The organism is Arthrobacter sp. PTI12 (assembly GCF_056679915.1).
On record NZ_CM155256.1, the window covers coordinates 858,422 to 883,054 of the forward strand.

General features: G+C 64.0%; 19 protein-coding genes and 2 tRNA genes. 13 read left to right on the plus strand and 8 right to left on the minus strand.

Annotated features, from left to right (window positions below):
* Positions 1–64 precede the first annotated feature (64 nt).
* On the minus strand, positions 65–2,155 hold the full coding sequence (locus AC1MBU_RS04250) for a prolyl oligopeptidase family serine peptidase (RefSeq protein ID WP_479788779.1): 2,091 nt from the start codon (positions 2,153–2,155) through the stop codon (positions 65–67).
* Between the two features lie 91 nt (positions 2,156–2,246).
* Between AC1MBU_RS04250 and AC1MBU_RS04255 the strand changes: the two genes are divergently transcribed.
* Together AC1MBU_RS04255 and AC1MBU_RS04260 are read left to right on the plus strand one after the other, a co-directional pair.
* The gene (locus AC1MBU_RS04255) at positions 2,247–4,604 is read left to right on the plus strand and encodes an ATP-binding cassette domain-containing protein (protein WP_479788781.1); all 2,358 of its coding nucleotides are present in this window, start codon (positions 2,247–2,249) and stop codon (positions 4,602–4,604) included.
* Positions 4,605–4,664: 60 nt separating this feature from the next.
* A complete protein-coding gene (locus AC1MBU_RS04260) occupies positions 4,665–6,581 on the plus strand; it encodes an FAD/NAD(P)-binding protein (protein ID WP_479788783.1) in 1,917 nt (638 codons plus the stop codon).
* Between the two features lie 121 nt (positions 6,582–6,702).
* Here AC1MBU_RS04260 and AC1MBU_RS04265 read toward each other — a convergent pair whose 3' ends face one another.
* The 3 genes from AC1MBU_RS04265 to AC1MBU_RS04275 form a co-directional block, all read right to left on the minus strand.
* Positions 6,703–11,178 (minus strand): ExeM/NucH family extracellular endonuclease, encoded by a 4,476-nt coding sequence (locus AC1MBU_RS04265; protein ID WP_479788785.1) that lies wholly within the window; start codon positions 11,176–11,178, stop codon positions 6,703–6,705.
* Positions 11,179–11,496: 318 nt separating this feature from the next.
* Complete coding sequence (locus tag AC1MBU_RS04270; protein WP_479788787.1) at positions 11,497–12,015, minus strand: septum formation family protein; 519 nt, start codon at positions 12,013–12,015, stop codon at positions 11,497–11,499.
* A gap of 137 nt (positions 12,016–12,152) precedes the next feature.
* A tRNA-Ser gene (locus AC1MBU_RS04275) sits at positions 12,153–12,240 on the minus strand.
* A 77-nt stretch (positions 12,241–12,317) separates the two neighbouring features.
* Here AC1MBU_RS04275 and AC1MBU_RS04280 point away from each other — a divergent pair.
* From AC1MBU_RS04280 to AC1MBU_RS04325, 10 genes are all read left to right on the plus strand, one after another.
* The gene (locus AC1MBU_RS04280) at positions 12,318–13,289 is read left to right on the plus strand and encodes an NAD(P)H-quinone oxidoreductase (RefSeq protein ID WP_479788789.1); all 972 of its coding nucleotides are present in this window, start codon (positions 12,318–12,320) and stop codon (positions 13,287–13,289) included.
* 121 nt (positions 13,290–13,410) lie between these two features.
* Positions 13,411–13,650 carry a hypothetical protein gene (locus tag AC1MBU_RS04285; RefSeq protein WP_479788794.1) on the plus strand — a complete coding sequence of 80 codons (240 nt, stop codon included), beginning with the start codon at positions 13,411–13,413 and terminating at the stop codon, positions 13,648–13,650.
* Positions 13,651–13,755: 105 nt separating this feature from the next.
* Entirely contained in the window at positions 13,756–14,010 is a 255-nt protein-coding gene (locus AC1MBU_RS04290) for a hypothetical protein (RefSeq protein WP_277358034.1), read from the plus strand.
* A 38-nt stretch (positions 14,011–14,048) separates the two neighbouring features.
* Positions 14,049–14,687 (plus strand): bacterial proteasome activator family protein, encoded by a 639-nt coding sequence (locus tag AC1MBU_RS04295; protein WP_277358033.1) that lies wholly within the window; start codon positions 14,049–14,051, stop codon positions 14,685–14,687.
* A gap of 6 nt (positions 14,688–14,693) precedes the next feature.
* Positions 14,694–15,152 (plus strand): hypothetical protein, encoded by a 459-nt coding sequence (locus tag AC1MBU_RS04300; RefSeq protein ID WP_479788804.1) that lies wholly within the window; start codon positions 14,694–14,696, stop codon positions 15,150–15,152.
* Positions 15,153–15,239: 87 nt separating this feature from the next.
* A complete protein-coding gene (locus AC1MBU_RS04305; RefSeq protein ID WP_479788808.1) occupies positions 15,240–16,079 on the plus strand; it encodes an aldo/keto reductase in 840 nt (279 codons plus the stop codon).
* Between the two features lie 130 nt (positions 16,080–16,209).
* Positions 16,210–17,256, plus strand: coding sequence for a lactonase family protein (locus AC1MBU_RS04310; protein WP_479788810.1), 1,047 nt, complete (start codon positions 16,210–16,212; stop codon positions 17,254–17,256).
* Positions 17,257–17,325: 69 nt separating this feature from the next.
* Positions 17,326–17,904, plus strand: a complete 579-nt coding sequence (locus AC1MBU_RS04315; protein ID WP_471672860.1) for a sugar O-acetyltransferase — start codon at positions 17,326–17,328, stop codon at positions 17,902–17,904.
* A 4-nt stretch (positions 17,905–17,908) separates the two neighbouring features.
* The gene (locus AC1MBU_RS04320) at positions 17,909–18,463 is read left to right on the plus strand and encodes a TetR/AcrR family transcriptional regulator (RefSeq protein ID WP_479788814.1); all 555 of its coding nucleotides are present in this window, start codon (positions 17,909–17,911) and stop codon (positions 18,461–18,463) included.
* Positions 18,464–18,503: 40 nt separating this feature from the next.
* Positions 18,504–19,733 carry an MFS transporter gene (locus AC1MBU_RS04325; protein ID WP_479788819.1) on the plus strand — a complete coding sequence of 410 codons (1,230 nt, stop codon included), beginning with the start codon at positions 18,504–18,506 and terminating at the stop codon, positions 19,731–19,733.
* A gap of 58 nt (positions 19,734–19,791) precedes the next feature.
* Here the strand turns inward: AC1MBU_RS04325 and AC1MBU_RS04330 are convergent.
* From AC1MBU_RS04330 to tmk, 4 genes are all read right to left on the minus strand, one after another.
* Positions 19,792–19,864: transfer RNA gene (locus AC1MBU_RS04330), tRNA-Thr, on the minus strand.
* A gap of 80 nt (positions 19,865–19,944) precedes the next feature.
* Positions 19,945–21,492, minus strand: a complete 1,548-nt coding sequence (locus AC1MBU_RS04335; RefSeq protein WP_479788822.1) for an alpha/beta hydrolase — start codon at positions 21,490–21,492, stop codon at positions 19,945–19,947.
* The gene (locus tag AC1MBU_RS04340) at positions 21,489–22,652 is read right to left on the minus strand and encodes a DNA polymerase III subunit delta' (RefSeq protein WP_479788826.1); all 1,164 of its coding nucleotides are present in this window, start codon (positions 22,650–22,652) and stop codon (positions 21,489–21,491) included. The genes AC1MBU_RS04335 and AC1MBU_RS04340 overlap by 4 nt, the downstream gene beginning before the upstream one ends.
* Positions 22,649–23,263 carry a dTMP kinase gene (gene tmk, locus AC1MBU_RS04345; RefSeq protein ID WP_479789715.1) on the minus strand — a complete coding sequence of 205 codons (615 nt, stop codon included), beginning with the start codon at positions 23,261–23,263 and terminating at the stop codon, positions 22,649–22,651. The genes AC1MBU_RS04340 and tmk overlap by 4 nt, the downstream gene beginning before the upstream one ends.
* 218 nt (positions 23,264–23,481) lie before the next feature.
* Here tmk and AC1MBU_RS04350 point away from each other — a divergent pair, with 218 nt between their 5' ends.
* Positions 23,482–24,627, plus strand: coding sequence for a trans-sulfuration enzyme family protein (locus AC1MBU_RS04350; RefSeq protein WP_479788830.1), 1,146 nt, complete (start codon positions 23,482–23,484; stop codon positions 24,625–24,627).
* The last annotated feature ends 6 nt before the right edge of the window (positions 24,628–24,633 follow it).

Here is a 24,633-nt window from a genome sequence, read left to right on the forward strand (position 1 = left end):
GCAGCTATTACTAGCCACCCAAGACTACCCAGAACCTCAGGGCAAGAGCAAAATAACGCGGGCCCTACAGCTTGCCCGTCAGCGCTTTCCACACAAACTCGTGGGACATGGCGTGCATGCGCGCCGCCTGGCGGTTATCAGAGGCTCCGGCATGCCCGCCCTCGAGCGCCTCGTGGAACCATACGTTCTTCACCCCGAGCGCCTTCATCCGGGCGGCCATCTTCCGTGCCTGCACCGGGCCCACCCGATCATCGCTCGTAGCGGTCCAGATCAGGGTCTTCGGGTACGCCGTCCGCTTCTGCAGCTGGTGATACGGCGAGAACGTCTGAACGTACTCCCACTGCTCCGGCTTGTCCGGATCGCCGTACTCGGCAATCCACGAGTAGCCCGCGGAGAGTTTGGTGTACCGCTTCATGTCCAGCAGGGGGACACCACACGAGATGGCGCCGAAGAGGTGCGGGTATTTGGTGAGCATGTTGCCCACCAGCAACCCGCCGTTGCTCCTGCCCGTGCAGCCGAGCAGCTCCGGCCGGGTCACTCCGCGGTCCACCAGATCCTGGGCGATCGCGGCGAAATCCTCGTAGGCCCGGTGCCGGTTGGCGTGCAGCGCCGCCTGGTGCCAGGCGGGCCCATACTCGCCGCCGCCCCGGATATTGGCCAGCACGTACACACCGGACCGGCCGTCCTCGGTCCGGCGTTCCAGCCAGCCGCGCCCGGTCACTCCGCTGTACGCGGGTGTCATGGCATGTTCGAATCCTCCGTAGCCGGAGAGCAGCGTAGGGTTGCCGCCGTCGAGCACCAGGTCCTTGGACGCCACCTGGAAGTAGGGAACCCGGGTGCCGTCACTCGATTGCGCGAAGTGCTGCGAGACGGTGAAGGAGGACTCATCAAAGTACGACGGCGACTCCTTCACTTCCGCGTGCGCTCCACCGATGGTGCCGCGCACCACCGTAGTGGGAGTGAGGAAGCCGGTGGCAACCAGCCAGTAGTCATTACCGGCGTCGTCGTCCTCGTCATCGACCGCATACGCATCCACCGAGTGCAGGGGCGGGCAGGCATCCAGCAGTTCGGCCGTCCACGAATCGGCAGGGTTGAGCACGCGGATTTCCGAAGAAACATCCCTGAGCAGGTTGAGCAGGAGGTAGTCCCTCGTCCAGCTCCAGGACTGCAGGGCAGTGTGCGCATCCGGCTCGAAGACGGTTGTCAGTCCGCGGCGCCCGGCGAGGAAGTCCTCCAGAAGGGCCGCCTGAAGCGAGCCTCCGCGGTACGTGACGCCGTCGAGTTCGAAATCGGTCCGTGGCCGCAGCAGCAGCCACTGGCGGTGCAGCGACACGTTGACGTCGTCGGGGACGTCGATGTGCACCCACTCCTCTTCGCGGCGCAGGTAGGTGCGGCTTGAGTAGAAGTCGATAATGTGGGCGGCGATATCGCGTTGGAAGCCCGGCGTCTGATCATGGGCCACTGCGGCCATCATCGAGTTCTCAGGGATCTCGAAGTAGAGCTGCGCAGCGTCCAGCGGTTCACCACGCCGATGGGTGCGCACAGTGCGGGGGTAGGAGCTCGTGGTCATAGATCCCGGCCCGAAGTCCGTGCCGACATGCAGCGCATCCGGCCCGGCCCAACTGATCCTGCTCTTTGCCACCGGAATATCGAAGCCGCCCTTCACAAAGGAGCGGTCAGCGAGGTCATACTCACGGTAGCGCTGCGCGTCCCCGCCGTCGGGTGAAAGGGCGATCAGTGCCCGCCGGTAGGGATCGCCGTCAGCCGGACGCAGGAACATCGCGCCGCCCCAAACCCACTCCTGACCGTCGGCAGTCGCCAGCTCATCGACGTCGAGAAGCGTGTCCCACTCCGGCGCATCGGTGAGGTAGCTGTCCCAGGTGGTCCGCCGCCAAAGCCCCTTCGGGTGTTCCTTGTCCCGCCAGAAGTTGTAGTAGTGCTCACCGCGCTTTACGACCATCGGAATCCGGTCGGTGGAGTCAAGAACCTCGAGAAGGCGCTGTTCGTCTGCGAGGAAGGCGTCGTTGACCAGAACATCCTCCGTCTCTGCATTCTGGCCGCGCACCCACTGGAGGGGTTCTTCGCCGTAGATATCCTCAAGCCAGAGGAATTCGTCGTCGCTGGTAGGGATGGGATCAGGCATGGTGGACGTCATACCGTTATCTTAGGCAACCTGCCTCGTGAGTGCTCATTGCCTGATCAATCAGGGTCTGCCCATTGCTTGCCCTACCTGATTGGATAGAGCCATGCACATTGCCGACACCCATGACCTGATCCGCGTGCAGGGTGCGCGGGAAAACAACCTGAAGGACATCAGCGTCGAGATCCCCAAACGGCGGCTGACCGTTTTCACGGGGGTCTCGGGATCCGGTAAAAGCTCACTGGTCTTCGCCACGATCGCCGCGGAGTCACAGCGGATGATCAACGAAACCTATAGCGCCTTCGTGCAGGGATTCATGCCCACGCTTGCGCGTCCCGACGTCGATCTGCTCGAGGGGGTAACCACCGCGATCATCGTTGATCAGGAGCGGATGGGCGCCAATCCGCGCTCAACCGTCGGTACGGCCACCGATGCCAACGCCATGCTGCGCATCCTCTTCAGCAGGCTCGGATCCCCATACGTCGGTCCGCCCACCGCCTACTCCTTCAACGTTCCTACCCGCAAGGCGAGCGGCGTCATGTCGACAGACAAGGGCGGCCGGGTGGAAAAGAGTGTTGTCAGCCAGGCCGTCTACCTGGGTGGGATGTGCCCGCGGTGCGAGGGGATGGGCAACGTCAATGACATCGATCGAACGGCCCTGTATGACGACGCGAAGACGCTCGCCGACGGCGCGCTGACCGTTCCCGGTTACTCAATGGACGGCTGGTACGGCAGGTTGTTCGAGGGCATGGGATTGCCGATGGACAAGCCGATCGCCAAATTCACAGCGAAACAGCTCGACACCATGCTGTACGCGGAGCCCACCAAGATCAAGGTCGAAGGAATCAACCTCACCTATGAGGGCATCATCCCGAAGATCCAGAAGTCGATGCTCTCCAAGGACCCTGAGGCGATGCAGCCGCACGTGCGCCGGTTCGTCGAACGCGCAGTGACGTTCCAGACCTGCCCGGAATGCAAAGGGACACGTCTCACCAAGGAGGCGCTCTCCTCGAAAATCAACGGCAAGAACATCGCCGAGCTCTGCGCGATGCAGATCAGCGACCTGGCCGACTGGCTGCGCGATCTCAAAGAACCCACCGTGGCGCCGCTCCTCAAGGGGTTGCAGCACCTTCTCGATTCTTTCGCCGACATCGGCCTGGGCTACCTCTCGCTCGACCGGCCCGCTGGCACGCTTTCCGGCGGCGAAGCGCAGCGGACCAAGATGATCCGCCACCTCGGTTCCTCACTCACCGACGTCACCTACGTTTTCGACGAGCCCAGCATCGGTCTCCATCCGCACGACATCGAACGGATGAACCGGCTCCTGCTTCAGCTGCGGGACAAAGGGAACACGGTGCTCGTCGTTGAACACAAGCCGGAGACCATCACGATCGGCGACCACGTCATCGACCTGGGACCCGGAGCAGGCACGAAGGGCGGGACCCTCTGCTTCGAGGGAACCGTTGAGGGACTGCGAAAATCCGACACCATCACCGGTCGCCACCTCGACGACCGGGCCAAGCTCAAAGACACTGTCCGTCCGGCGGCGAAGGCGCTGGAGGTCAGGGGAGCGTCGACGCACAACCTGCAGAACGTGGACGTCGACATTCCGCTCGGCGTGCTGTGTGTTGTCACCGGCGTGGCCGGATCAGGCAAAAGCTCACTGATCCACGGCTCGGTGGCCAAGCGGGACGGCGTCGTGGTCATCGACCAGGGAGCCATCCGAGGATCGCGGAGAAGCAATCCCGCCACGTACACCGGCCTGCTTGAGCCCATCCGCAAGGCGTTCGCCAAAGCGAACGGGGTCAAGCCCGCGCTGTTCAGCTCCAACTCGGAAGGCGCGTGCCCCACCTGCAACGGCGCCGGCGTTATCTACACCGAACTTGGGGTCATGGCCACCATGGAATCCACGTGCGAGGACTGTGAGGGCAAGCGGTTTCAGGCATCTGTGCTGGAGTACACCCTGGGTGGAATGAACATTGCCGAGGTACTTGCGATGCCCGTGTCGGATGCCACCGCGTTCTTCGGTGAGGGTGATGCCCGCACCCCGGCGGCGCACAAGGTCCTCGACCGGTTGGCCGACGTCGGTCTTGGTTACCTCAGCCTCGGCCAACCGCTCACCACGCTCTCCGGCGGTGAGCGGCAACGCCTGAAGCTGGCCAGCCAGATGGGCGAAAAGGGAGACATCTACGTTCTCGATGAGCCGACCACCGGTCTGCACCTGGCCGACGTCGAGCAGCTGCTCGGTTTGCTGGACCGCCTCGTCGACTCCGGGAAGTCGGTTCTGGTCATCGAGCACCATCAGGCAGTGATGGCGCACGCTGACTGGATCATCGATCTTGGTCCCGGTGCCGGGCACGACGGCGGCAGGATCGTTTTCGAGGGAACGCCGGCAGAACTGGTGGCTGGCGGAGGTTCCACCCTCACGGGCCAGCACTTGGCCGCCTATGTGGGACGAAGCTGACCGGATGCGCCGGACATCCGGTTGAACCGGCGGATGCTGCGCGGCCGATAATCTAGACGGATGAAAACAACGCGGACGGTGACGGTAGCCATCATTGGCGCCGGTCCGCGTGGTACCTCCGTACTCGAACGTCTGGCAGCCAACTGGGCGGCCCTGCCCAAAGCCAACCGGACGCGCATCGCGGTCCACCTGATCGAGCCCTACGAGCCAGGGCCGGGCCATGTGTGGCGTACCGATCAGTCACGGCATTTCCTGATGAACACCCCGGCGCTGTTTCCCACGGTGGTGCCGGTGGGTGAGGCTGCTGCGGAACGGGCGCCATCGCTTGTTCCGCTGTCCTTCGACGACTGGCGCCAGCTGATGGCGGACTCTCCGGACGATCGTCTCAGTGACGATGACCGGAAGGAACTCCAGTCGCTCACCTCCGCTGATTTCCCCAGCCGCGCCCTCTACGGCCGCTACCTGGAATGGATCTACAGCTCGCTGACCGCGGCCCTTGGGGACGGCTTCGAGGTAGTGGTCCACCGGTCAGAGGCGCAACACGTGAAGCCGCTGACTGCGGGTTTCCGGGTAAGGCTGAGTGAGGGCGGCACGGTAGTCAGTGATGCCGTCGTGCTTGCGTTGGGCCATCTACCCGCTCAACTCAATCCGGAACAGGAAGCGCTGCGCGACGGCGCGGCCCGGCTCGGCCTGCAGTACTGGGCGCCGAACGTACCCGCAGACGCGGATTGGAACCGGTTGCCGGCGCGCAAACCCGTGCTGGTGCGCGGGCTCGGCCTTAACTTTTTCGACATCATCACCCACCTCACCGAGGGCAGGGGTGGAAGCTTCGTATCCAGTGGTCTGCCGGCAGGGCGGGCGTTGGATTACCATCCTTCAGGCCGTGAGCCGCTGGTAGTCGCCGCGTCGCGTCGCGGCACCCCTTACCGTGCCAAGGCAAAGCTGGACAGCTATGTGCCGCGCAGCATCCAGCTCCGCTACTGCACACCTACCCGCGCATCCAGCTTCGCGGCTGAGGGAATCCAGCCCGGCTTCGATCACGACCTGTGGCCGCTGCTGCACCGGGACGCTGTCTGGGCTTACTACGGGACGCTGGCGCGCACAGCAGGTTTGCCAGATACTTTTCTTCCCTCGCTTCAGGAGGTGCTGGATGCCGCCGATCACGTCTGGCGCCGACGGCTGGAGGAGCTCCTCGATGCAACGGTGGCTCCGGCTGACCGGTTGAATCTGGAAGCGCTCGCCCGGCCCTTCTGGCGGCAACGGTTTGCCTCTGAGGAGGAGTACAACCGTGCCGTGCTCGACTATCTGGAAAAGGACGCCGCCGGTTCCGACCGCGGCGAGAATGACCCATTGAAGATGGCGATCGGAGCCATGAACGCCGGCCGGTCCGTCATCAAGGGGATCGTGGCCGACGGCGGTCTCACCGAGGCGTCGTGGACTGCGGAACTGCGCGGTTGGTTCGAGCCCCTCGTCGAGGGCCTTGCCAGCGGGCCGCCGGCCCTGCGGATCGAGCAACTGGCAGCGCTGGCACGCGCGGGCATCGTCCGTTTTGCGGGCCCTGCGCCGCGGTTCGAGCTGGATGCCGCCCTTGGCCGGTTCACTGTTTCCTCACCCTGGGTGGAGGGCAGAAAGTACGACGCCGGTGTCCTCGTTGAGGCGATGATGCCGGCTAACCGTGTGGCGCAGAACCGGTCGGTCCTGCTTCGCCGGCTATTGGAGGACGGCCTGGTCCGGGCACGCACCATGATGTCGGAAGATGGCGTGCCTGAAGTGTCTCCCGGAATCGATGTCAGCAAGCCGCCGTACCGGGCAATCGGCGCCAATGGTCTGGCGCAGGAGAACCTCTATGTCCTCGGCCTGCAGCTGAGTTCCGTGCAGTGGGGGACGGCGATCGCCGCGGAAGCCGGCGCCTCCCTCGATGCCGGCAGCCGTACGCTGCGGGACGCCGACGACATCGCGCGCGCAATCCTTGCCTGACGGGTGCCGTTATTGACGTGAGCTTTCCGACAACATGCCGCTGAACGAAGAAGCGCTCCTCCGCTGCACGGAGGAGCGCTTCTTCATTGGTTCACCAAGGCCTTACCGGCCGCGACGAAATCTAGCCGCGACGGGCATCCGCAAGGCACTTGCGGTACTCGGCCATGGCCTTGCCGTAGCTGTTCGGGTGCCCGGCGCCAGGACCGCGCTCCGGCTTGACCGGGGCGACGCACTCTGCGCCGGCAACCGCTTCGATGGTGACCGGAAGGGTCACCGTCGTGCCGGATTCCTTGGCCACCAGAACGATGCTCCCCGCTCCCGGTGTTGCTGCGGGAACGGTGACCGTGACCTGCGCCGCGCCGTCCGTGACGGGCGTGGTGCCCAGCTGGGTGACCTTGCCGGCGGCGTCGACGAAGCTCGCCGACACGCTGGTGTTGATCGGGCTGCCTAGCGACGTGAGGTTCAGCTTTGCAACGTCGAAGGTGACAGTGTCACCAGCCGTGACGGTGGCCGGTGCATTCTTCACGATCACTGAGCGACGGTCGAAGCTCGGGGACAGTGGGCTGTTCTGCTCGATGTAGCTGATCCAGGCGTCGCGGTCTACAAGTCCCGAGTCACGGACGTCGGTTCCCTGCTGGAAGACGGTGAAGTTATCGCCGCCCTGCGCCAGGAAACTGAAGGTGCCGATCCGGTACTCTGCAGCCGGGTCCAGCGGTGCGCCGTCAATCGTGACCGACGTGATGCGGGAGCCGGCTGCAAGATCAGGGTTGTAGGTGTAGGACACGTTGTCCGACAGCCCGAGCGCCAGGAAGGACCGGGAGGAGCCTTCCGGCTGCCACTGCTGCTCCAGCATCGTGATGAACTGCTCACCGGTCAGGGTGACCGTCCACAGATTGTTGAGGAACGGCAGTACCGCATTCGCTTCGGCGTAGGTGATGACGCCGTCCTCACCGTAGTAGAGCTCGTTGCGCATGCCGCCGGGATTGATGACACCGATCTCGGCTCCACCGCGTTCAGCGGATGAGAGCGAGTCCCGCAGTGAGTCAGCGATCAGGTTGCCGAGCGTTGACTCGGACGTCCGGTCATCACGCTTGCCGTTGACGAAGGCTGTAGTGATGTCCGCTGTCACGGATCCAACGGGCTGGTTGCCGATGACTGCTGCTTCGGCGAGCGCCGCGTCAACAATCGTCTTGACCTCGGCGACCCTCGGATAGGTTGCTACCAGCGCAGCCGGGTCAGTGGCCGTGCGTGCAACATTCTGCGCCGTATACGACTCGACCTCGCCGGTGGCGTTATCCACGGTGAGGGTGATGTGGCCGATGAACTCGCCGTAGGAGCCTGTCTGGATGATCGGACGGGTTTCGCCCTCAGCACCGGGTACAGGTGCATCCCACGCGTACTGCTTGTGCGTGTGGCCGGTGAAGATGGCGTCGACGAGCGGCGAGGTGCCGGTGACGATGTCAGCGAAGGCGCCTCCCGCGGCCACCTCTGCCTCGATGGTGGAACCCTCGACGGCGCCGTCTCCGGCTCCCTCGTGATACTCGGCAACGATGACGTCGGCCAGACCCTGGTCCTCGATCTGCTGCGCCACGCGGTTTACGGCCTCGACGGGATCGCCGAAGTCGAGAGCGGCGATTCCGTCAGGGCTCACCAGCGAAGGTGTTTCCTGGGTGACGGCACCGATGATGGCAACATCAATACCGCCCACGTTCACAATTTCGTACTCCTGCAGGGCAGGCGTGGTGGTTCCCTTCTGGTACACGTTGGCGCCCAGGTACGGGAACTCCGCGGCGTCGGCCACACGACCGGCCAGGTCCGCAAAACCGCCGTCGAACTCGTGGTTACCGACAGCCGAAGCGCGAAGATCCAGAGCGTTGAGGACGTCGATGGTTGGTTGGTCCTGTGCAACCGAGGAGGCGAAGAGTGATGCTCCGATGTTGTCTCCGGCGGAGAGGAACAGCGAGTTCTCCTCGCCGTACTGGGCGCGCAGTTCCTCGATGGTTCCAGCGAACTTCACGGTGTTCGAGTCGATACGCCCATGGAAGTCATTGATGCCCATGAGGTTGAGCTCGGTCGTGGTGTCCGCCGGTGCCAGGTTCAGACCGACGATCACCGGATCGTGGTCACTCGCCCGGAACTGGTTCGGCGCGTAGAAGTCGGTGGCGTTGTAGTTGTAGCGGCTGTACTCAAGCGCTACGGATTCCACCGCGTTGATGTTCCATACGTCCACGCCGGATACCGCCGCGTCTGCTGCGGGGGAGGCGAGGATGTGGTCAAGGGAACCAACGAGTCCGGAGAAAACGTAGGAGTATCCATCAGTCTTGGCGCCCTGATTGATGTAGCCGGCCTCGTACAGGACCTGCATGGGATCCTCAGCCGAGTAGGAGTTGAAGTCACCGGCAAGGAAGACCTTGTCTGTGCCCGCTTCAGTCTTCAGCTGTTCAGCGAAGGCGACGAGAGCGGTTGCCTGCTCAACGCGGTCGGCATTGGATGCGCCCTGTCCGTCACCCTGGTCTGCGTTTTCGCCGCTGCCTGATCCCTTGGACTTGAAGTGGTTTGCGATGGCGAGGAACTTGGTGGAGTCATCACCGCCGACAATGTTGAAGGACTGCGCCAGGGGCTTGCGGGCATTTGAGAAGGCGACGTTGTCATCGAGGATGACGGACTGGCCAACGGGCTCCACAACCGACTTCTTGTAGATGAACGCGGTCCTGATGACGTCCTCGTTCTCGATGGCGGGCAAAGCGTCCGGTGAACGGACGTAGTCCCACACACCGGGGGCAGCCTCATTGAGCGCGGCAGTCAGCGTGGCAAGGGCGGCGTCCCGGTCCTTGCCGAACGTGGCCGAGTTCTCAATCTCCTCGAGGGAGACCACGTCCGCGTCCAGTCCGTTGATCGCCGCAACGATCTTCGCTTCCTGGCGCTCCAGATTCTCTGCATTCGCGGCGCCGCGGGCATCACAGCCGCCGCGGACGGTGACGGGATTGCCGTCGCGGTCCTCGTAGTACGTGCACCCGCTGAGCTGGTCACCTGTGGTGGTGAAGTAGTTCAGCACGTTGAAGGACGCAATTTTGACGTTGCCGCCAACGTTCTCCGGTGCGTCAGGACGTGAGCCCTCGAACACGACGGGCTGAACTTCGGCGGAGTTCACTGCAGTGAGAGCGGTCAGCGGCTGGAACTTCCAGGAGCTGTTGCGGAAATCGAAGACCACTGGCGAGGTGAAAGTTGCCGATGAGTTGACCCGCACCGGCTGCTCCGGTGTGAGGTAGGGCAACGGCTGGTCCATGTTGGCGCTGCTGAGGAAATTGGTGGTGGCGCCGTCGTCGAGCTTGACCCGGCGGGCAGCGTTGTCAGCGGAGACAGCAGCATTCTCGGCCGTTCCCGGCGGAGCGATTTCCGTGGGCTGCACCAGGGGACTGTCCCCGACGGCAAGAGTGATTTCCCCATACTGGTTCAGTGAGTAGTTGTCCGAGACCGTGAAGCCGTTGGTCGGCTGCACGAGCATTCCCTCGAGTGCTTCGCGCGCGACATCATCCGCGGGGTACGCGATAGAGGCGGTCTTCACAGCCTCCGCGGGCTCCCCGGGCTTGGTCATTCCGCCGGCCAGGACGGTGATCTGTGAGAGGCCGAAGTATTCTCCAGCGGTGCCGGTGACCTCCACGAGGTCACCAACAGCAACGTCAGCAACCGTGGCGGTCGAGTAGATGAAGATGCCGTCAGAGGCGGCATGATCCGCACCGAGGTCACCGCCGGTCCCGGGGGTCTGGATGTAGTAGCCATCAAATCCGCCGGTGGGGTAAGTGGCAGTTACTACGCCGCGGGTGGTGACAACCTGCCCTCCATACGGCGTTGCTCCACCCGTGCCCTGGATCTGATCGATGGGGATCACTTCGCCCGGCGTGGGCGGTTCCGGTTCTGGCTCGGGTTCGCTTCCGGCCGTCTCACCAGCGGCATTGGTGGGAGTGACGGTTTCGGAAACGGTGAAGTCTGTCAGATTGTTGTCGGTGTCAACTCCGCCTGCGCGGTTCATCGACAGCGGGTTGCGGGTGCCGCCGGGGCCTTCTTCGCCTGCGGCCTCGAAGGTGTTGGACTCTCCGTATCCCAACAGGTCAACGACGCCGGGCGCGGCCACAACAGAGCCGACAGGCAGGTTGCTGACAGCAGTAGCTTGATCGGACAGGACGATGGTCCCGCTGCTCCCGCTGATATTCAGCGAGCTGGTCACATCAGCCGCCGGAAGTGCTGCGCCAACAGAGCCGTTGCTGGACGCCTGGATGAGGAAGTTTCCGTTTGCCGGGATGCTTCCCTTCAGCGGCGCAACGCCGGTCGGAGCAACTACCCCCGTCGCTGAACGGTACTGGAGCGACCAGCCGTCCAGGCTCACCGGCGCATCGGTGGTGTTGATCAGTTCTACGAACTTGTGCGTGAACGGTGCGTTGGCACTGCCCCCGTTGACGTACGCCTCATTGATAACGACGCCGGCGCCCGCTTGGGCGTCGACGGTTTCCTCTGCGCTGGCTGGCGAGAACGCCATCGGTGAGGCAATGAGCCCGACCGAAAGCGCTGAGCACAGCGCGCCCCTCCACGAATTTTTCATTCGTCCTGTTTCTCCTTGCTTTTGGCCGGATTACGGCCGCGAGTGATGCCTGCTTCGGCAGTGAGCCTCGGCGGAACTGGCCACGAAAGTGACAATAGGATCTGCCGGTGACATTCCGGTCGCGGCAAGCCAAGCACGCCGCAATGAACGGGTGGTTACCTCGCGGAGAACAGAGCAGCCGGGTTGAGACCATCAACGCGTTTCCCATCGTCGGCCCGGTGGTGCCGGACGTCGGCGTCCTAATATTCACCACTTCGTAGTGATGTAGACCACATCAGGCGCCTTGCACATTCAAGCACGAGTACTTGCTGTTGGGAACTACTGGCTGGAGTCGCGGAGTGTTCCCGTTGAGGGCTCACCGCCGGCACTGCCGACGAGGCAAATCACCGAGCGGCCGCCTTCGTCAGTCCATTCCGACTCGACCGGGTAAAAGTACTGGAGTTCCAGGGCAGACGCGTCATACTCCACGCCGACGAACGCAGCGAATTCACCGCGGCAGAACTCCTGCGCCTGAGCGTCCGCTTCCCCGAGCCCGGGGTAAATGCCTTCATCCAGCTCGGTTGTCGCGAATACTTCGAACGCGTGAGGTTCTTCGCAGGGAATTACCTGAATGTCCGGCTCCGCCGCGGTGCCGGAATCGGTCACGCACTGACCCTCTTGCAGGTCGTTTGCCGTGACGCTCGAGGCCTTCTGCGCCTCCGCTGCTGCACTGCTAGCTGCTGAGGTCAGTTCGGAAGGTGAGGCGCCGTCGTCGTTCCCGGCGGTGCAGCCGGTCACTGCAGCTGCCGCTATCAGGGCAGCAGGCAGGAGAAATCGCCGCAGGGCGGCAGTCGTCATTGAAAGGCTCCTTGGAGTGAGACTAGGCACTTCCGGAGCCTACCCGATGGGATTCGAAGCGCCCGGAAGGACCTTAAACCAGTTGCACCCCGTCCATCAGGACGGGGTGCAACTGGTGAGCTCGGCTCAGCTCGATGCGGAAGGTAAGGGATTCGAACCCTTGAGACGGGGTTACCGTCCACTGGTTTTCAAGACCAGCTCCTTCGGCCGCTCGGACAACCTTCCATACGGGGAATAGTGTTTCATGCAGAGCAGGCTGCACAAAACTCCAGCCAGCAGGGTGAGGTCCGGAAAGGGAAATCATGAAAGCAGTAGTGCTTCGCGGGTTCGGTGAACCGGACGTTCTTCAGGTAGCCGATGTGGCGCCGCCCGGTCTCCAGGCCGGTGAGGTGCTCATCGACGTCGTCGCGGCCGGATTGAACCGCGCGGATGTGCAGCAGCGGTTGGGTGTGTACCCGCCGCCTCCCGGTGCCTCCGAGTATCCGGGCCTTGAGGTTTCCGGAAGGATCGCTGACCCGGGGGAGTCGGGGTTCCAGCCGGGCGACGCCGTCGTCGCGCTCCTTGCGGGCGGCGGTTATGCCGAACAGGTGGCAGTGTCCGCCGGGCAGGTATTGCCCGTGCCCGCAGGCGTGGATCTCGTGGCCGCCGCCGCGCTACCCGAAGTGGCTGCGACGGTCTACTCCAACCTTGTCCTGGTTGCGGGTCTGCGCAACGGCGAAACCCTTCTCATTCACGGTGCTTCCGGGGGTATCGGGACTATGGCTATCCAGCTTGCACGCGCTCTGGGTGCCCGTACGATCGTGACCGCCGGAACGGCCGACAAGCTCGATTTCGCCCGGTCACTGGGTGCAGAGGTCTGCGTAAATTACCGGGAGCAGGATTTCGTTGCCGAGGTGGACGCAGCTACCGATGGGCGCGGTGCTGACGTGATTCTCGATGTTGTTGGCGCAAAATACCTCGGCCGCAACATTGAGGCCCTGGCGATAGGAGGCCGCCTTGTGGTCATCGGACTGCAGGGCGGCGCAAAAGCCGAGATCAACCTCGGCTCGCTCATGGGAAAGCGCGCGTCCGTGACGGGAACCACGCTGCGTTCACGGCCGGGGGAGGAGAAGGCGGCCATTATGGCCGGGGTACGCGAGAATGTCTGGCCGCTGATCTCTAACGGGTCCATTTCCGTGCCCGTTGACCGCACCTTTCGGCTCGCAGAAGTGGTTCAGGCGCATGAGTATTTCGACTCCGGGCAGCACACTGGAAAAGTACTTCTGACGCTTTAGAACCGCTCATTTGGCGTGAGCGGCGAATTCGATGCCGAGCGCAGACGGGGGCACTAAGGCTGCTTTGTGGATTCCGGGCGGTGTGACAAGCTTGCTTTCACCTGAACTCCAAGGAGGAACCATGGCCAAGCACAGGGCAGACGGCAAGCCGGACGGCGCAACGCACGGCAAGGACGAGGAGTCCGGTCTGGAGCGTGCCGCCGAGAGTTGGGCAGAGAATCTCGCCGACCAGGTGAACGACGGCGTGAAGAATAATCCGCACGACACCGCCAATGACGGGCCTGACTCACGGACGGACACGCACTCCAGCCTCAGCGAGGGATCCAACTCCCGTGACGGCCGGGACGACCCGACACACTGAACGCCGAAATATAGTGCAGATCAGGCGGGTTTGACCGGGGGCGAACACGCCTGATCTGCGCAAAACTCCCTAGCGCCCGCGAACTGCGCGTGGTTTGCTGGGGTGATGACTGAGAACCTTCCTGAACACCTTCGTGAAGACATCGGCGCGTCCGGACCCGGCGCTGAATCCGAGGACGAGCACTTGCGTGAAGACGTCAACACTCCCTCCGATGAAAATGACGGCGGCCCCGAATTCTCCGAAAGTCACTTCACCTCCGGGCAGCTCAACGCAGGCCAGCGTGTTCCAGGGGTGAGCCCCGGGGGCGAGTACAAGGAGGGCCGCGAGGAGGAGCTTGCGCACCGGGACGAGGCCGACTGACACGCTTCGGCATACGCGCCGCATGAGAGCATGTTGCTATGACCGAACAGCAGCCCGAGCACCACAACGGCACTCCCGAGCATGCGTCGAAAGAGAGCCCGGTCCTGTCCGGAGAACTGGACGCGGGGCGTGGTCTTCCGGAACAGAACGACGACGGCGGCTCCCGCAGTGAAAAGGCGCAGGGCACCAAACTGACTGAACTGGTGGACGAGCCCGCCAAGGTCATGCGCATCGGTACCATGCTCAAGCAGTTGCTCGAGGAGGTGCGCAGCGCTCCCCTGGATGATGCCGGGCGCAGCCGACTGGCCGAGATTCATGAGCGGTCCGTGCGTGAGCTTGAGGACGGACTTGCCCCGGAACTGGTCGAGGAACTGCAGCGGATCAACCTTCCGTTCACGGAAGACTCTGTTCCGACCGATGCCGAACTGCGCGTTGCACAGGCACAGCTGGTCGGATGGCTGGAGGGTCTCTTCCACGGTATTCAAACCGCGCTTGCCGCTCAGCAGATGGCCAATCAGCAGCTGGCCGCGCAACTGCAGTTGAAGCAGCTGCCGCCCGGCACCGTTCTTGCTCCGGGCGTGGTGGTCGGCGATGACGGTGAACCGAAACGCGCTCCCGGAGTGCGGCCCGGTTCCCCCCAGATGCCGGACACTCACGGTCCGGGCCAGTACCTCTAGACGCGCGTGGCACTTTTTGCGGCGGCCCGACAGGGCCGCAAGGATGACGCGGAGCTCGGTACGGGAGTGTGGCGGCGCGCGCATGACCGCTTTCGGCGCGGGCTTGACCGGTATCACCAGATTCTTGAGGGCGTTGAGGATGACGCCGTCTATAACGAGTTGGCGGGTTTCGCCAATCAGCTTGCCCAATTGCTGCCGCGCGTGCGCGAGTGCTGCGTCACCGCGCAGGCTCAGCATCCGAGCGAGGGGCTGGACATCCCCGGGGCCCTTCTTCAGGTACATCGTGCTCTGTCCCGCGCGGGCAACGCCCTGGCAACCACAGCGGAGGCGGCCGCGATGGCCCGCCTGGACGGCGAACGGTGGGGTGTCGCGTCGGCCGGACTGGAGAACGTCCGGCGCCGGGCGGAAGTAGTCGCTGAGGACGTCATCGAAGCTGAACGCTTGCTGTCAGTTCCCGGTCAATAGCTACGTCAAGAGCAACCTGTCGGAATACTTGCCGTCGGGTGGAGGTTGCCACCATTCGACAAGAGCAACAGTCTTCGAAAGGGATATATGAGTACCTCACCAAACCTGACGTTCAACGACGGCCGCACCATTCCCCAGTTGGGTTACGGCGTGTGGCAGGTCGATGACGCAACGGCAGAGGACGTCGTCGGACGAGCTTTCAAGGCCGGCTACCGGCACATCGACACCGCGAAGATCTACGGCAATGAAGCAGGCGTGGGCCGCGCGATTGAAGCCTCGGGTCTCAGCCCCGAGGAACTGTTCATCACCACCAAGCTGTGGAACGCCGATCAGGGGTATGAGAGCACCCTCCAGGCATTCGAGGAGTCCATGCAGCGGCTGGGCCTCGAAACACTCGACCTCTACCTGATCCATTGGCTCCAGCCAAAGCAGGGCAAGTATGTGGACACATGGAAGGCGCTCGTTGAATTGCAGAAGCGCGGCCGCGTCCATTCAATCGGTGTCTCCAACTTCACGGTCGAAGCACTGCAGGAAATCCTTGACGCAACCGGCGTCGTGCCGGCAATCAACCAGGTCGAGACCCACCCGTACCTGAACCAGGCCGAACTGCGCGCTTTCGAGGCGGACAAGGGGATCCTCCACGAGTCCTGGTCCCCGCTCGGTTCCGGCAAGGGCCTGCTTGAGGATCCGGTGCTCGCCGGTATCGCAGAAAAGTTGGGCGCCACTCCGGCGCAGGTTGTGATTGCGTGGCACCTCGCACTCGGGCTCGTTGTCATTCCAAAGTCGGTGACGGAGTCGCGCATCATCGAAAACTGGGGTGCGCTCGAGGTCTCGCTGAGCGAAGAGGACATTGAGGCGATTAACGGCCTCGACAAGGGTGAGAGCGGCCGTATCGGCGCCAATCCCGCAACGGCTGACTTCGCCTGATCGTTTCCCCCCGGTTGACCCGAGTGACTCGATCGCCGCGGCGGTAGGTCATTCAAACTAGTGCAGGCACTGCATGCGTTGCTTTCAACGCATGCAGTGCCTGCACCGTTTTGTGGGAACAATAGTGCCCATGGACAGCGACATTGTGAACCTTCTGATCGGGACCTACGCGAGCGACGGCGCCGAGCCGGGATCCGGTGAAGGCATCTGGCGTGTAACCCTGGACCGGCGCAGCGGCGCACTGAGCGGCGATCACCTCATTACGACGACGACGGCGCCATCTTTCCTCGCACTCCACCCTTCCGGAAACATGCTTTATGCAGTCCAGGAGACAGAGCAGGGCCAAGTGAGCGCGTTCAGCGTGCAGGGCGAAAACCTGTTACTTCAAGCCACAGTGCCGACCGGTGGCTCGTTCCCGTGTCACCTCCTCGCCTTCAACGACGCACTGTGGGTTGCCAACTACGGTGATGGCGTGGTCAGCCGCCTGGACCTGAACGACGACGGCGAGCCGACGGGAATGCCTGCCGTGTACCGGAACTCCGGTTCGGGACCCAACAGTGAACGGCAGGAAGGGCCGCACGCCCACTTTGTTCATGACACCGGCAACGGGTCCGTCTGGGTAAGTGACCTCGGAACTGATGAGATCCGTCGATTCACTGTGTCTGGGCCGGACGGCCTTGCGGCCGTGCTGCCGCCGGCCACAGGCCCACGGCACCAGGCAGCGCTGCCGGGCGGCGCCGTCGTCGTTGTCGGTGAACTGGACTCCCGCCTGCATGTTCTGGCCTCTGACGGGAGTGGATCGATCCTCTCGAGCGTGGCCGCGCTTGCAACGCCGGTGCCATCCGGGCAGCCGAGCCAGCCCTCGCATATCGATGTCGGAGTTTCCCCGGCCACACGGAACCTGCTGTACGCAGCAACCAGAGGGCCCGATGTCCTGGCCGTGTTTGCGGTGGAGGACGGGCAGACGCTCAGGCATCTGTCGGACTCACCGATCGGCGGCGCATGGCCGCGGCATTTCGCGGTGGTACCCGACAGTGATGATGGCGCGGACCTCATTGTGGCGGCGAACCAGTACTCGTCAACGCTCGATGTGCTGCGCGTGGACGGCGTTGGTCACGTTGAGCAGGTGTATTCCCTTGCGTTGCCGGTGCCGGCTTGCGTTATTCCCGCCGATTGAGCGCTTGCTTGGACCCGCGGCCGACGCCCGATGTGTACGAGCGTCCAGATAGTATGTACGCTTGTACACATGCAGAACTATTTCGAGGGTGATTCCAGAACGAACAAGGAGCGGATGCTCGCCGGTGATCTGTACATCGCCGACGATCCCGACCTCGCTGCCGGCCACCAAAGGGCAGTCAAGCTGGCCCACGACTACAACGAGGCGTACGCCCAGGATGTGGACTCCGCCCGGCCGATCCTTGAATCCCTTATTGGTCAGCTTGGCGAAGGTGCCCACATCCGGCCGCCGCTCGCCGTGGACTATGGCACGTACATCACCATCGGCGCCGGTACCTTCATCAACTGCAACTTCACCGCACTTGACGTCGCTCCCATTGCCATCGGCCGGGACTGCCAGATCGGCCCGAGCGTTCAGCTGTTGACTCCCACGCATCCGGTCGAGGCGCAGCCGCGTCGCGACAAGCTCGAAGCGGCCCTTCCCATCACTATCGGGGACAATGTATGGCTCGGTGGCGGGGCTATTGTGCTGCCGGGAGTGACGATTGGTGAGAACAGCGTCATTGGTGCCGGCGCCGTCGTCACGAAGGATGTTCCGGCGAATGTCGTCGCCGTGGGGAATCCTGCCCGCGTGATTCGGGAGATCTGACCGCATGAGCCAGCGAAGGCATGATCCGGAGCGGCGGGACCGGATCATCGACAGCGCATTGGCAACCATCGCCGAACATGGCGTAGCGGGCACCACGCACCGCAAGGTGGCGAAGCATGCCGATGTACCGCTCGGGTCCATGACGTACCACTTCGCAGACATGGATGAGCTGCTCCGCGAGGCGTTCACGCGCTACGCCAGGCGCATCGCCCGGCGTTTTGCTGACCGTTTGGCTTCTGTGTCCGGCACCGACCAGCTGGTGGCTGCGATCGCCGATCTTGTGCATCACGACCTCAGCGAGAGTCCCGAGGATGTGGTCCTCACCCTCGAGCTGTACACGCTGGCTGCGCGAAAGCCGGACTTCCGGCGGATCACCCACGACTGGATGGGGCAGAGCCGCGCCGTCCTTGAGCGGCACATGGATGCTACCGCGGCATTCGAAGTGGATGCGCTCATTGAAGGGTTGTTCATTCACGTGAGCCTTGACCAGCAGCCCCGCTCCCGGGCAGGCACCGAACGGGCGGTTCGCCGCTTCCTCACTGACGCGCCCGTGCACTGAACGTGCCCCGATCACCAGAATCATTTCGAGAAAGACGCTCATGAGCTCAATGACCACCGAGCAGCGCGTAGCTGTTCCACGGGACGCACGAAACGCACGGATCGCAGTGGCGGTGCTGTTCTTCACCAACGGCGCCATCTTCGCCAACCTCCTGCCGCGCTATCCGGAGATCAAGCGGGACCTTGGGCTCAGTAACGCGGAGTACGGGCTGGCAATCGCATCGTTTCCGCTGGGCGCCCTGATTGCAGGGTTGGCCGCGGCAACCCTGATCCGCCGATTCCGTTCCTCCAGAGTGGCGGTGGCCGGGACGCTGTTCGTTGCGGTTGGTGTGTTGATCGCGGGTGTTTCACCGACCTGGATTGCCCTGGCGGGCGCGCTGTTCTTCGCCGGTGCAATGGATGCGGTGACCGACGTAGCTCAAAACTCACATGGTTTGCGGGTCCAGCGGTTGTACGGCCGGTCCATCCTAAACTCCTTCCATGCCGTCTGGTCGATCGGAGCCGTTACCGGTGGGCTGATGGGAGGGTTGGCGGTTGCACTCGATGTACCGCGCGGAATCCATCTCTCAGTCACCGGCGCACTCTGCGTTGCCGCCGTGTTGATTGCCTACCGGTTCCTTCTGGCAGGTCCGGAGCCTGTCGAGCGGACGGTGGTGTCTCCGGGACCCGATGTCCACGGGGGCGCGCCTAAGACGCGGCGGACCGGCCCATACCTCACACTTGCTGCGCTGGTGCTCATCGCGGTTGGCGGGACGCTGGTCGAGGATGCCGGCAGTACATGGGCGGCGGTCTACCTCTCGGGGCAGTTGGACGCCAGTGTCAGCATCGCTGCCCTCGGTTTTGTTGCGATGGTGGGCGCACAGTTCATCGGGCGACTGCTGGGCGACGGGCTCGTGGACCGCTTCGGGCAACGCGCTGTCGCCCGGGCGGGCGGCGTGATCGTTTTCCTCGGTATGGGAGCGGCCCTCGCCTTCCCATCCGTCACCGGAACGATCATCGGGTTCGGCCTCGCGGGCTTTGGTGTTGCCACGCTGGTTCCCGCCGCTATGCACGGCGCCGACGAACTGCGCGGGCTGCGGCCCGGAACCGGTCTGACCGTGATCAGCTGGCTCATGCGGGTGGGCTTCCTGGTCTCACCGCCCGTCGTCGGCCTGATCGCCGACTCGCTGAGCCTGCGCGTAGGACTCCTGGTGGTGCCGTTCGCAGGGCTGCTGGTCATCCTGCTGGCCGGGGTTCTGTCCTCCGAGCGCGCGAAGCGGCACCGGTCCTGACTCGGGCGGGCAGCCCCAGTCATTCACGGTGGCTGCCGCAGAAAGAGGGCACAAAAAGAGCCTCCTGCCAGAGTCGAACTGGCGACCTTCTCATTACGAGTGAGACGCTCTACCGACTGAGCTAAGGAGGCTGATGCGGGTGAACTTCGCTAGCGCAAAGGCTCATTCCACAAGGAATAACTGTATAAGAGCATAAGCTCACCGGTCAAAATCAGCAGCGAACGCCGTCCTCGGGAACGGTGCCGTCGATCAGGAAATCATCCACGAGAGACTCGATGCATTCGCCGGACCGGCCGTAGGCGGTATGCCCCTGCCCCTCCCAGGTCACATGCACGGCGGACTCCAGCTGGTCCGCGAGGGCCAGCGACCAGTCGTAGGGTGTCGCGGGATCTCCGGTAGTTCCAATCACGAGCATCGGCGGCGCGTCCGGCGCGCTGGCGGGGGAGGGCTCGAGCACCGGTTCGTGCGCCCACTCCTTGCAGGCGAGCGCGCCGTAGCTCAGATATTCACCGAAGACCGCGGATGAGGCTTCGAGCGCTTCCGCCTGTTCCTCCATGACCGCCGGGTCAGCCGGCATGGGGTAGTCGAGGCAGGTCACTGCGGTGAAGGCGGCAGACGCGTTGGTGAGGTAATCGCCGTCGGGCTCCCGCTCTGCGCCGAGGTCAGCGAAGCGGAGGAATTCCGTGGGGTCACCCTGCAGCGCCTGATCGATTGCGGCGGTCAGGGCCGGCCAGCTGGCACTGTCATACAGCGGAAGCACAAAGCCCTGAAAGAAGGTCCCGATGGTGACCAGTCGCCCGTCGGTAGCCGTCATGGGGCTCTCCTCAACGGACTCGAACAACGCATCCACAACAGCCACACCCTCGTCAACATCACCGGGGAGCGGGCACTCGCCCTGCGATTGGCAGTCTGCGACGTAACTGCGCAGCGCCTCATCGAACGCCGCGACCTGCCCGGCAGTGATCTCCGCCGAGCTCAGGGAAGGATCTACAGCGCCATCAAGCACAAAGCGCCCGACGTTGTCGGGGAACAGCTCTGCGTACGCAGCGCCCAGCTGGGTGCCATAGGAAAACCCGAGATAGTCGAGCTGTTCCTCACCGACAAGGGCGCGCAGGATGTCCATGTCCTTCGCGGCGCTCACGGTGTCGATGTAGCCCAGCAACTCACCAGTGCGCTCGGCGCACAGTTCGGCGTACTCCGCTGAGTCCGCTTCGAGAATCTCGAGGGCCTCCGCATCGGTGGCATCCGCCGGTATCGTCTCGGTCCGGGCCTCGTCGCGTTCCTCATCCGTCAGGCACTTCACCGCAGAAGACCGGTTGACCCCGCGGGGGTCAAACCCAATCACGTCGTAGGACTGGCGCAGCCGATCGCTGAGGATGAACTCAGCGGAGTCGCGGACCAGGTTATAGCCGGAAGCTCCCGGTCCGCCCGGGTTGACCAGGAGAGAGCCCTGCGAATCCCCTGACGCATCCAGCCGGATGGCCGCGATCTCGATCGATTCCCGTCCCGGATCGCTGTAATCAAGAGGAACCTCGACTGTGGCACAGGCGAAATCTCCCTCGCACTCCTCCCAGACAACCTCCTGCGAGTAGAACTCCCGGAGGTCTTCCGGAACTTCACCGATCACCTCGGCCGGTGCCGTCGTCGCGCCGGTCTCGGGGCCCGCAGTGCACCCGGAAAGCACCAGAGCAACGACGACGGCGGCAGCACCTGCCAGCGCACGCAGCGGTGAGCGGCGCGCGGGTTGGGAGTGGGTCACGCGGAAAGTTCCTTCTCTGGGAGCAGGCTGACGGCCATCGCTTCGATGGCCAGCAGGGGGGCAATATTTGTTCCAACGATCCGCGTGCGCACTTTGTTGATGGCCTCAATGCGCCCCAGGGTCTCCTCCGGCGTGCCGTGTTCGGCGTAGCGCTCAAGCTCAGGCCGCAACGGCTCGTTCACCAGGTATCCGGAGGTGCCGAGCTGCAGCATGAGGACGTCACGGTAGAACGAGGTGAGATCGGTCAGCGCGCGGTCGAAGTAGTCGTTCTTGGAGCGCTTGGCCCGCCGGTTCTGATCGTCCTCCAGCCGTTTGACCTGCGCACGGATGGCAGGCGGGAGGGTGCCGGATTCGGGCGCACCGAGGGAGACCAGCAGCGCGGCCTTCTCCTCGGCGTCGCGTTGCTCGAAGGAGCTCTGCGCCTCGGCTTCGGCGAGCTTCACGAGATCCGCAGCCGCCCTCATGGCGCCGGCAATGTTGCGCAGGTTGAGGGGTAGCCGCACTATCTGGTTGCGCCGCTCGCGGGCATCGCTGTCCGTGGCAAGGCGCTTCGCCACTCCAATGTGGCTCTGGGCAGCGCGGGCCGCAGCCTCGGCGATGATCGGATCAATCCCGTCACGCCGCACCAGCAGGTCTGTGACAGCGTCAACGGGCGGAACGCGCAGGCTGACTGAGCGGCAGCGGGAACGGATAGTCACCAGCACGTCCCCGGGACTGGGCGCGCAGAGCAGCCAGATAGTGCGCGGGGGCGGTTCCTCGATTGCCTTCAAAAGGACGTTGGTGCTGCGCTCCTGCATGCGGTCCGCATCCTCGACGATGATGACGCGCCAGCGGCCCGTTGACGGCTTGTCCTGCGCCTTCCGCACCAGCTCGCGGGCTTCATCGATGCTGATGGTGACTTTCTCGGTGGTCACATTGGTGACGTCCGCATGCGAGCCGGCCAACGCCGTCGTGCAGGCCTTGCACTCCCCGCAACCGCGTTCCTCCAGCAGCGGGCGGTCGCAGAGCAGAGCGGCGGCGAAAGCCCGTGCGGCGTTGGAGCGTCCGGAGCCGGGTGGTCCGGTGAACAACCACGCGTGGTTGGGCTGCTCAGCGGCCGCGGCGCGGCGCAGTTGTTCAACGGCGGCAGCCTGACCGGTCAGGAACGTCCAGACGCTCATGCCAGACGCTCCCGTACGGCGCTCGCGATTATCGCTGCCAGCTCATCAGCGGGATCCGACGCGTTCAGTACCAGATACGCCTCCGGATTCAACGCCGCCTGGTCCCGGAAAGCCGCCCGGATCTGCTCGTGAAATGAGTCCGGCTCCGATTCCATGCGGTCTTCCTGTGCCGCTGTGGAGGTCCGGCGGCTGCGGCCTTCCACGTGGTCAACATCGAGCAATACCGTCAAATCCGGCCGGAGCCCCTCCACCGCCCATAAATTGATCTCCAGCACGCTGTCCGCTCCGAGACCACGGCCCACGCCCTGGTAGGCCACGGAGGAGTCGATGTATCTGTCACAGATGACGACGTCGCCGCGCTCCAGAGCGGGCAGGATCACCTGATGCACGTGGGCGGCACGCGAAGCGGCGAAGATCAGTGCTTCCGTCCGCGCGTCGATGTGCCCGTGCCCGTGATCAAGCACCAGGGAACGCAGCTTCTCACCGATTTCAGTACCACCGGGCTCGCGGGTGCGCACCACCGTTTGGCCGTCGGCCTGAAGAGACTCCGCCAGGCGCGCGGCCTGCGTGGACTTGCCGGCGCTGTCTCCGCCCTCGAAGGCAATGAACATGCCGCGGGTAGGGCGGGAAGTCTGGGATGTCACTGGATCAGCCTACCGACTCAGCCCTACAGCCCGCGCAGCCTGTGGAGAACACATAGAATCGATCCACCGGCTGTGCCGGGCAACTGCCAACTCAGAGTTGATAGTTCAACCGGCTATCTTCAGCGCGCGCGTCATCCGCGGCGCTGGATTACCGCCCGCATCATTCGGCAACTTAACCTGATCCAATGACCCAGCACGCGGACCTTGCCCCGGATACCCTCACTGTGGCCGCAGGCCGCCCGCCCCGTGAGCACGATTCCCCGGTCAACCCGCCCATTGTGCTGTCATCGACCTTCCACGAAACCGCACCGCCCACCGGGTCCGACCGCATCTACGCGCGCATGTCCAACCCCACCTGGGATCCCTTCGAGGAAGCCCTCGGGCAGCTGGAAGGTGCCGCGCTTCCGGCGCTCGCCTTCGCCTCCGGACTCGGTGCCGCAGCCGCAGCGCTCTCGCTCGTGCCCACCGGGGGAGTAGTGGTCATTCCCCGCCACGCGTATGGTGGATCGGTTTCGCTCGCGCTCGCAGAGGAAGCGCGCGGCCGCCTCTCGGTCAGGCAGGTCGACATTGCTGACACCGAGCAGGTCCTGTCACAGCTCGACGGCGTTGACATGCTGTGGCTCGAAAGTCCCACCAACCCGATGCTCGAGGTCGCTGAAACCGCGGTGCTGACGGAAGCTGCCCACGCAGCGGGCGCCGTCGTCGTCGTTGATAACACCTTCAACACCCCGCTGGTGTGCCGGCCGCTGGACTACGGTGCGGACGTCGTCCTTCACTCCGTCACCAAGTATCTGGCCGGCCATTCCGACGTCGTCCTCGGCGCGCTGGTCACCTCCGATCCTGAGCTGCGCTCCCAGCTGACCTCCTACCGGACACTTCACGGTGCCATCGCGGGGCCGTTCGAGGTGTGGCTGGCCCTCCGCGGTCTACGCACACTCGCGCTCCGGATGGAACGCAGCCAGGCCAATGCGCTGGAACTGGCCGTCAGACTCGAGCAGCATGCCGCCGTCCAACGGGTTCGCTATCCGGGGCTGCCCAACGATCCCGGCCACGAGCGCGCCACAGCACAGCTCAAGGGCTACGGCGGCATCATCAGTATCGAACTTGGCAGCAGAGAAGCCGCTGACGCGCTGGTCGAAGCGGTCCGCCTGTGGCTGCCCGCCACCTCGCTGGGCGGCGTTGAATCGCTGGTTGAACGACGACGGCGCCAGCCCGGTGAGCCTACAACGGTGCCTGAGGCGCTGGTCCGGCTGTCCGTCGGCATTGAGAACGTTGAAGATCTCTGGTCGGACCTGAATGCGGCACTCTCCTCAGCGGCGAATACCCGGTAGGCTGAA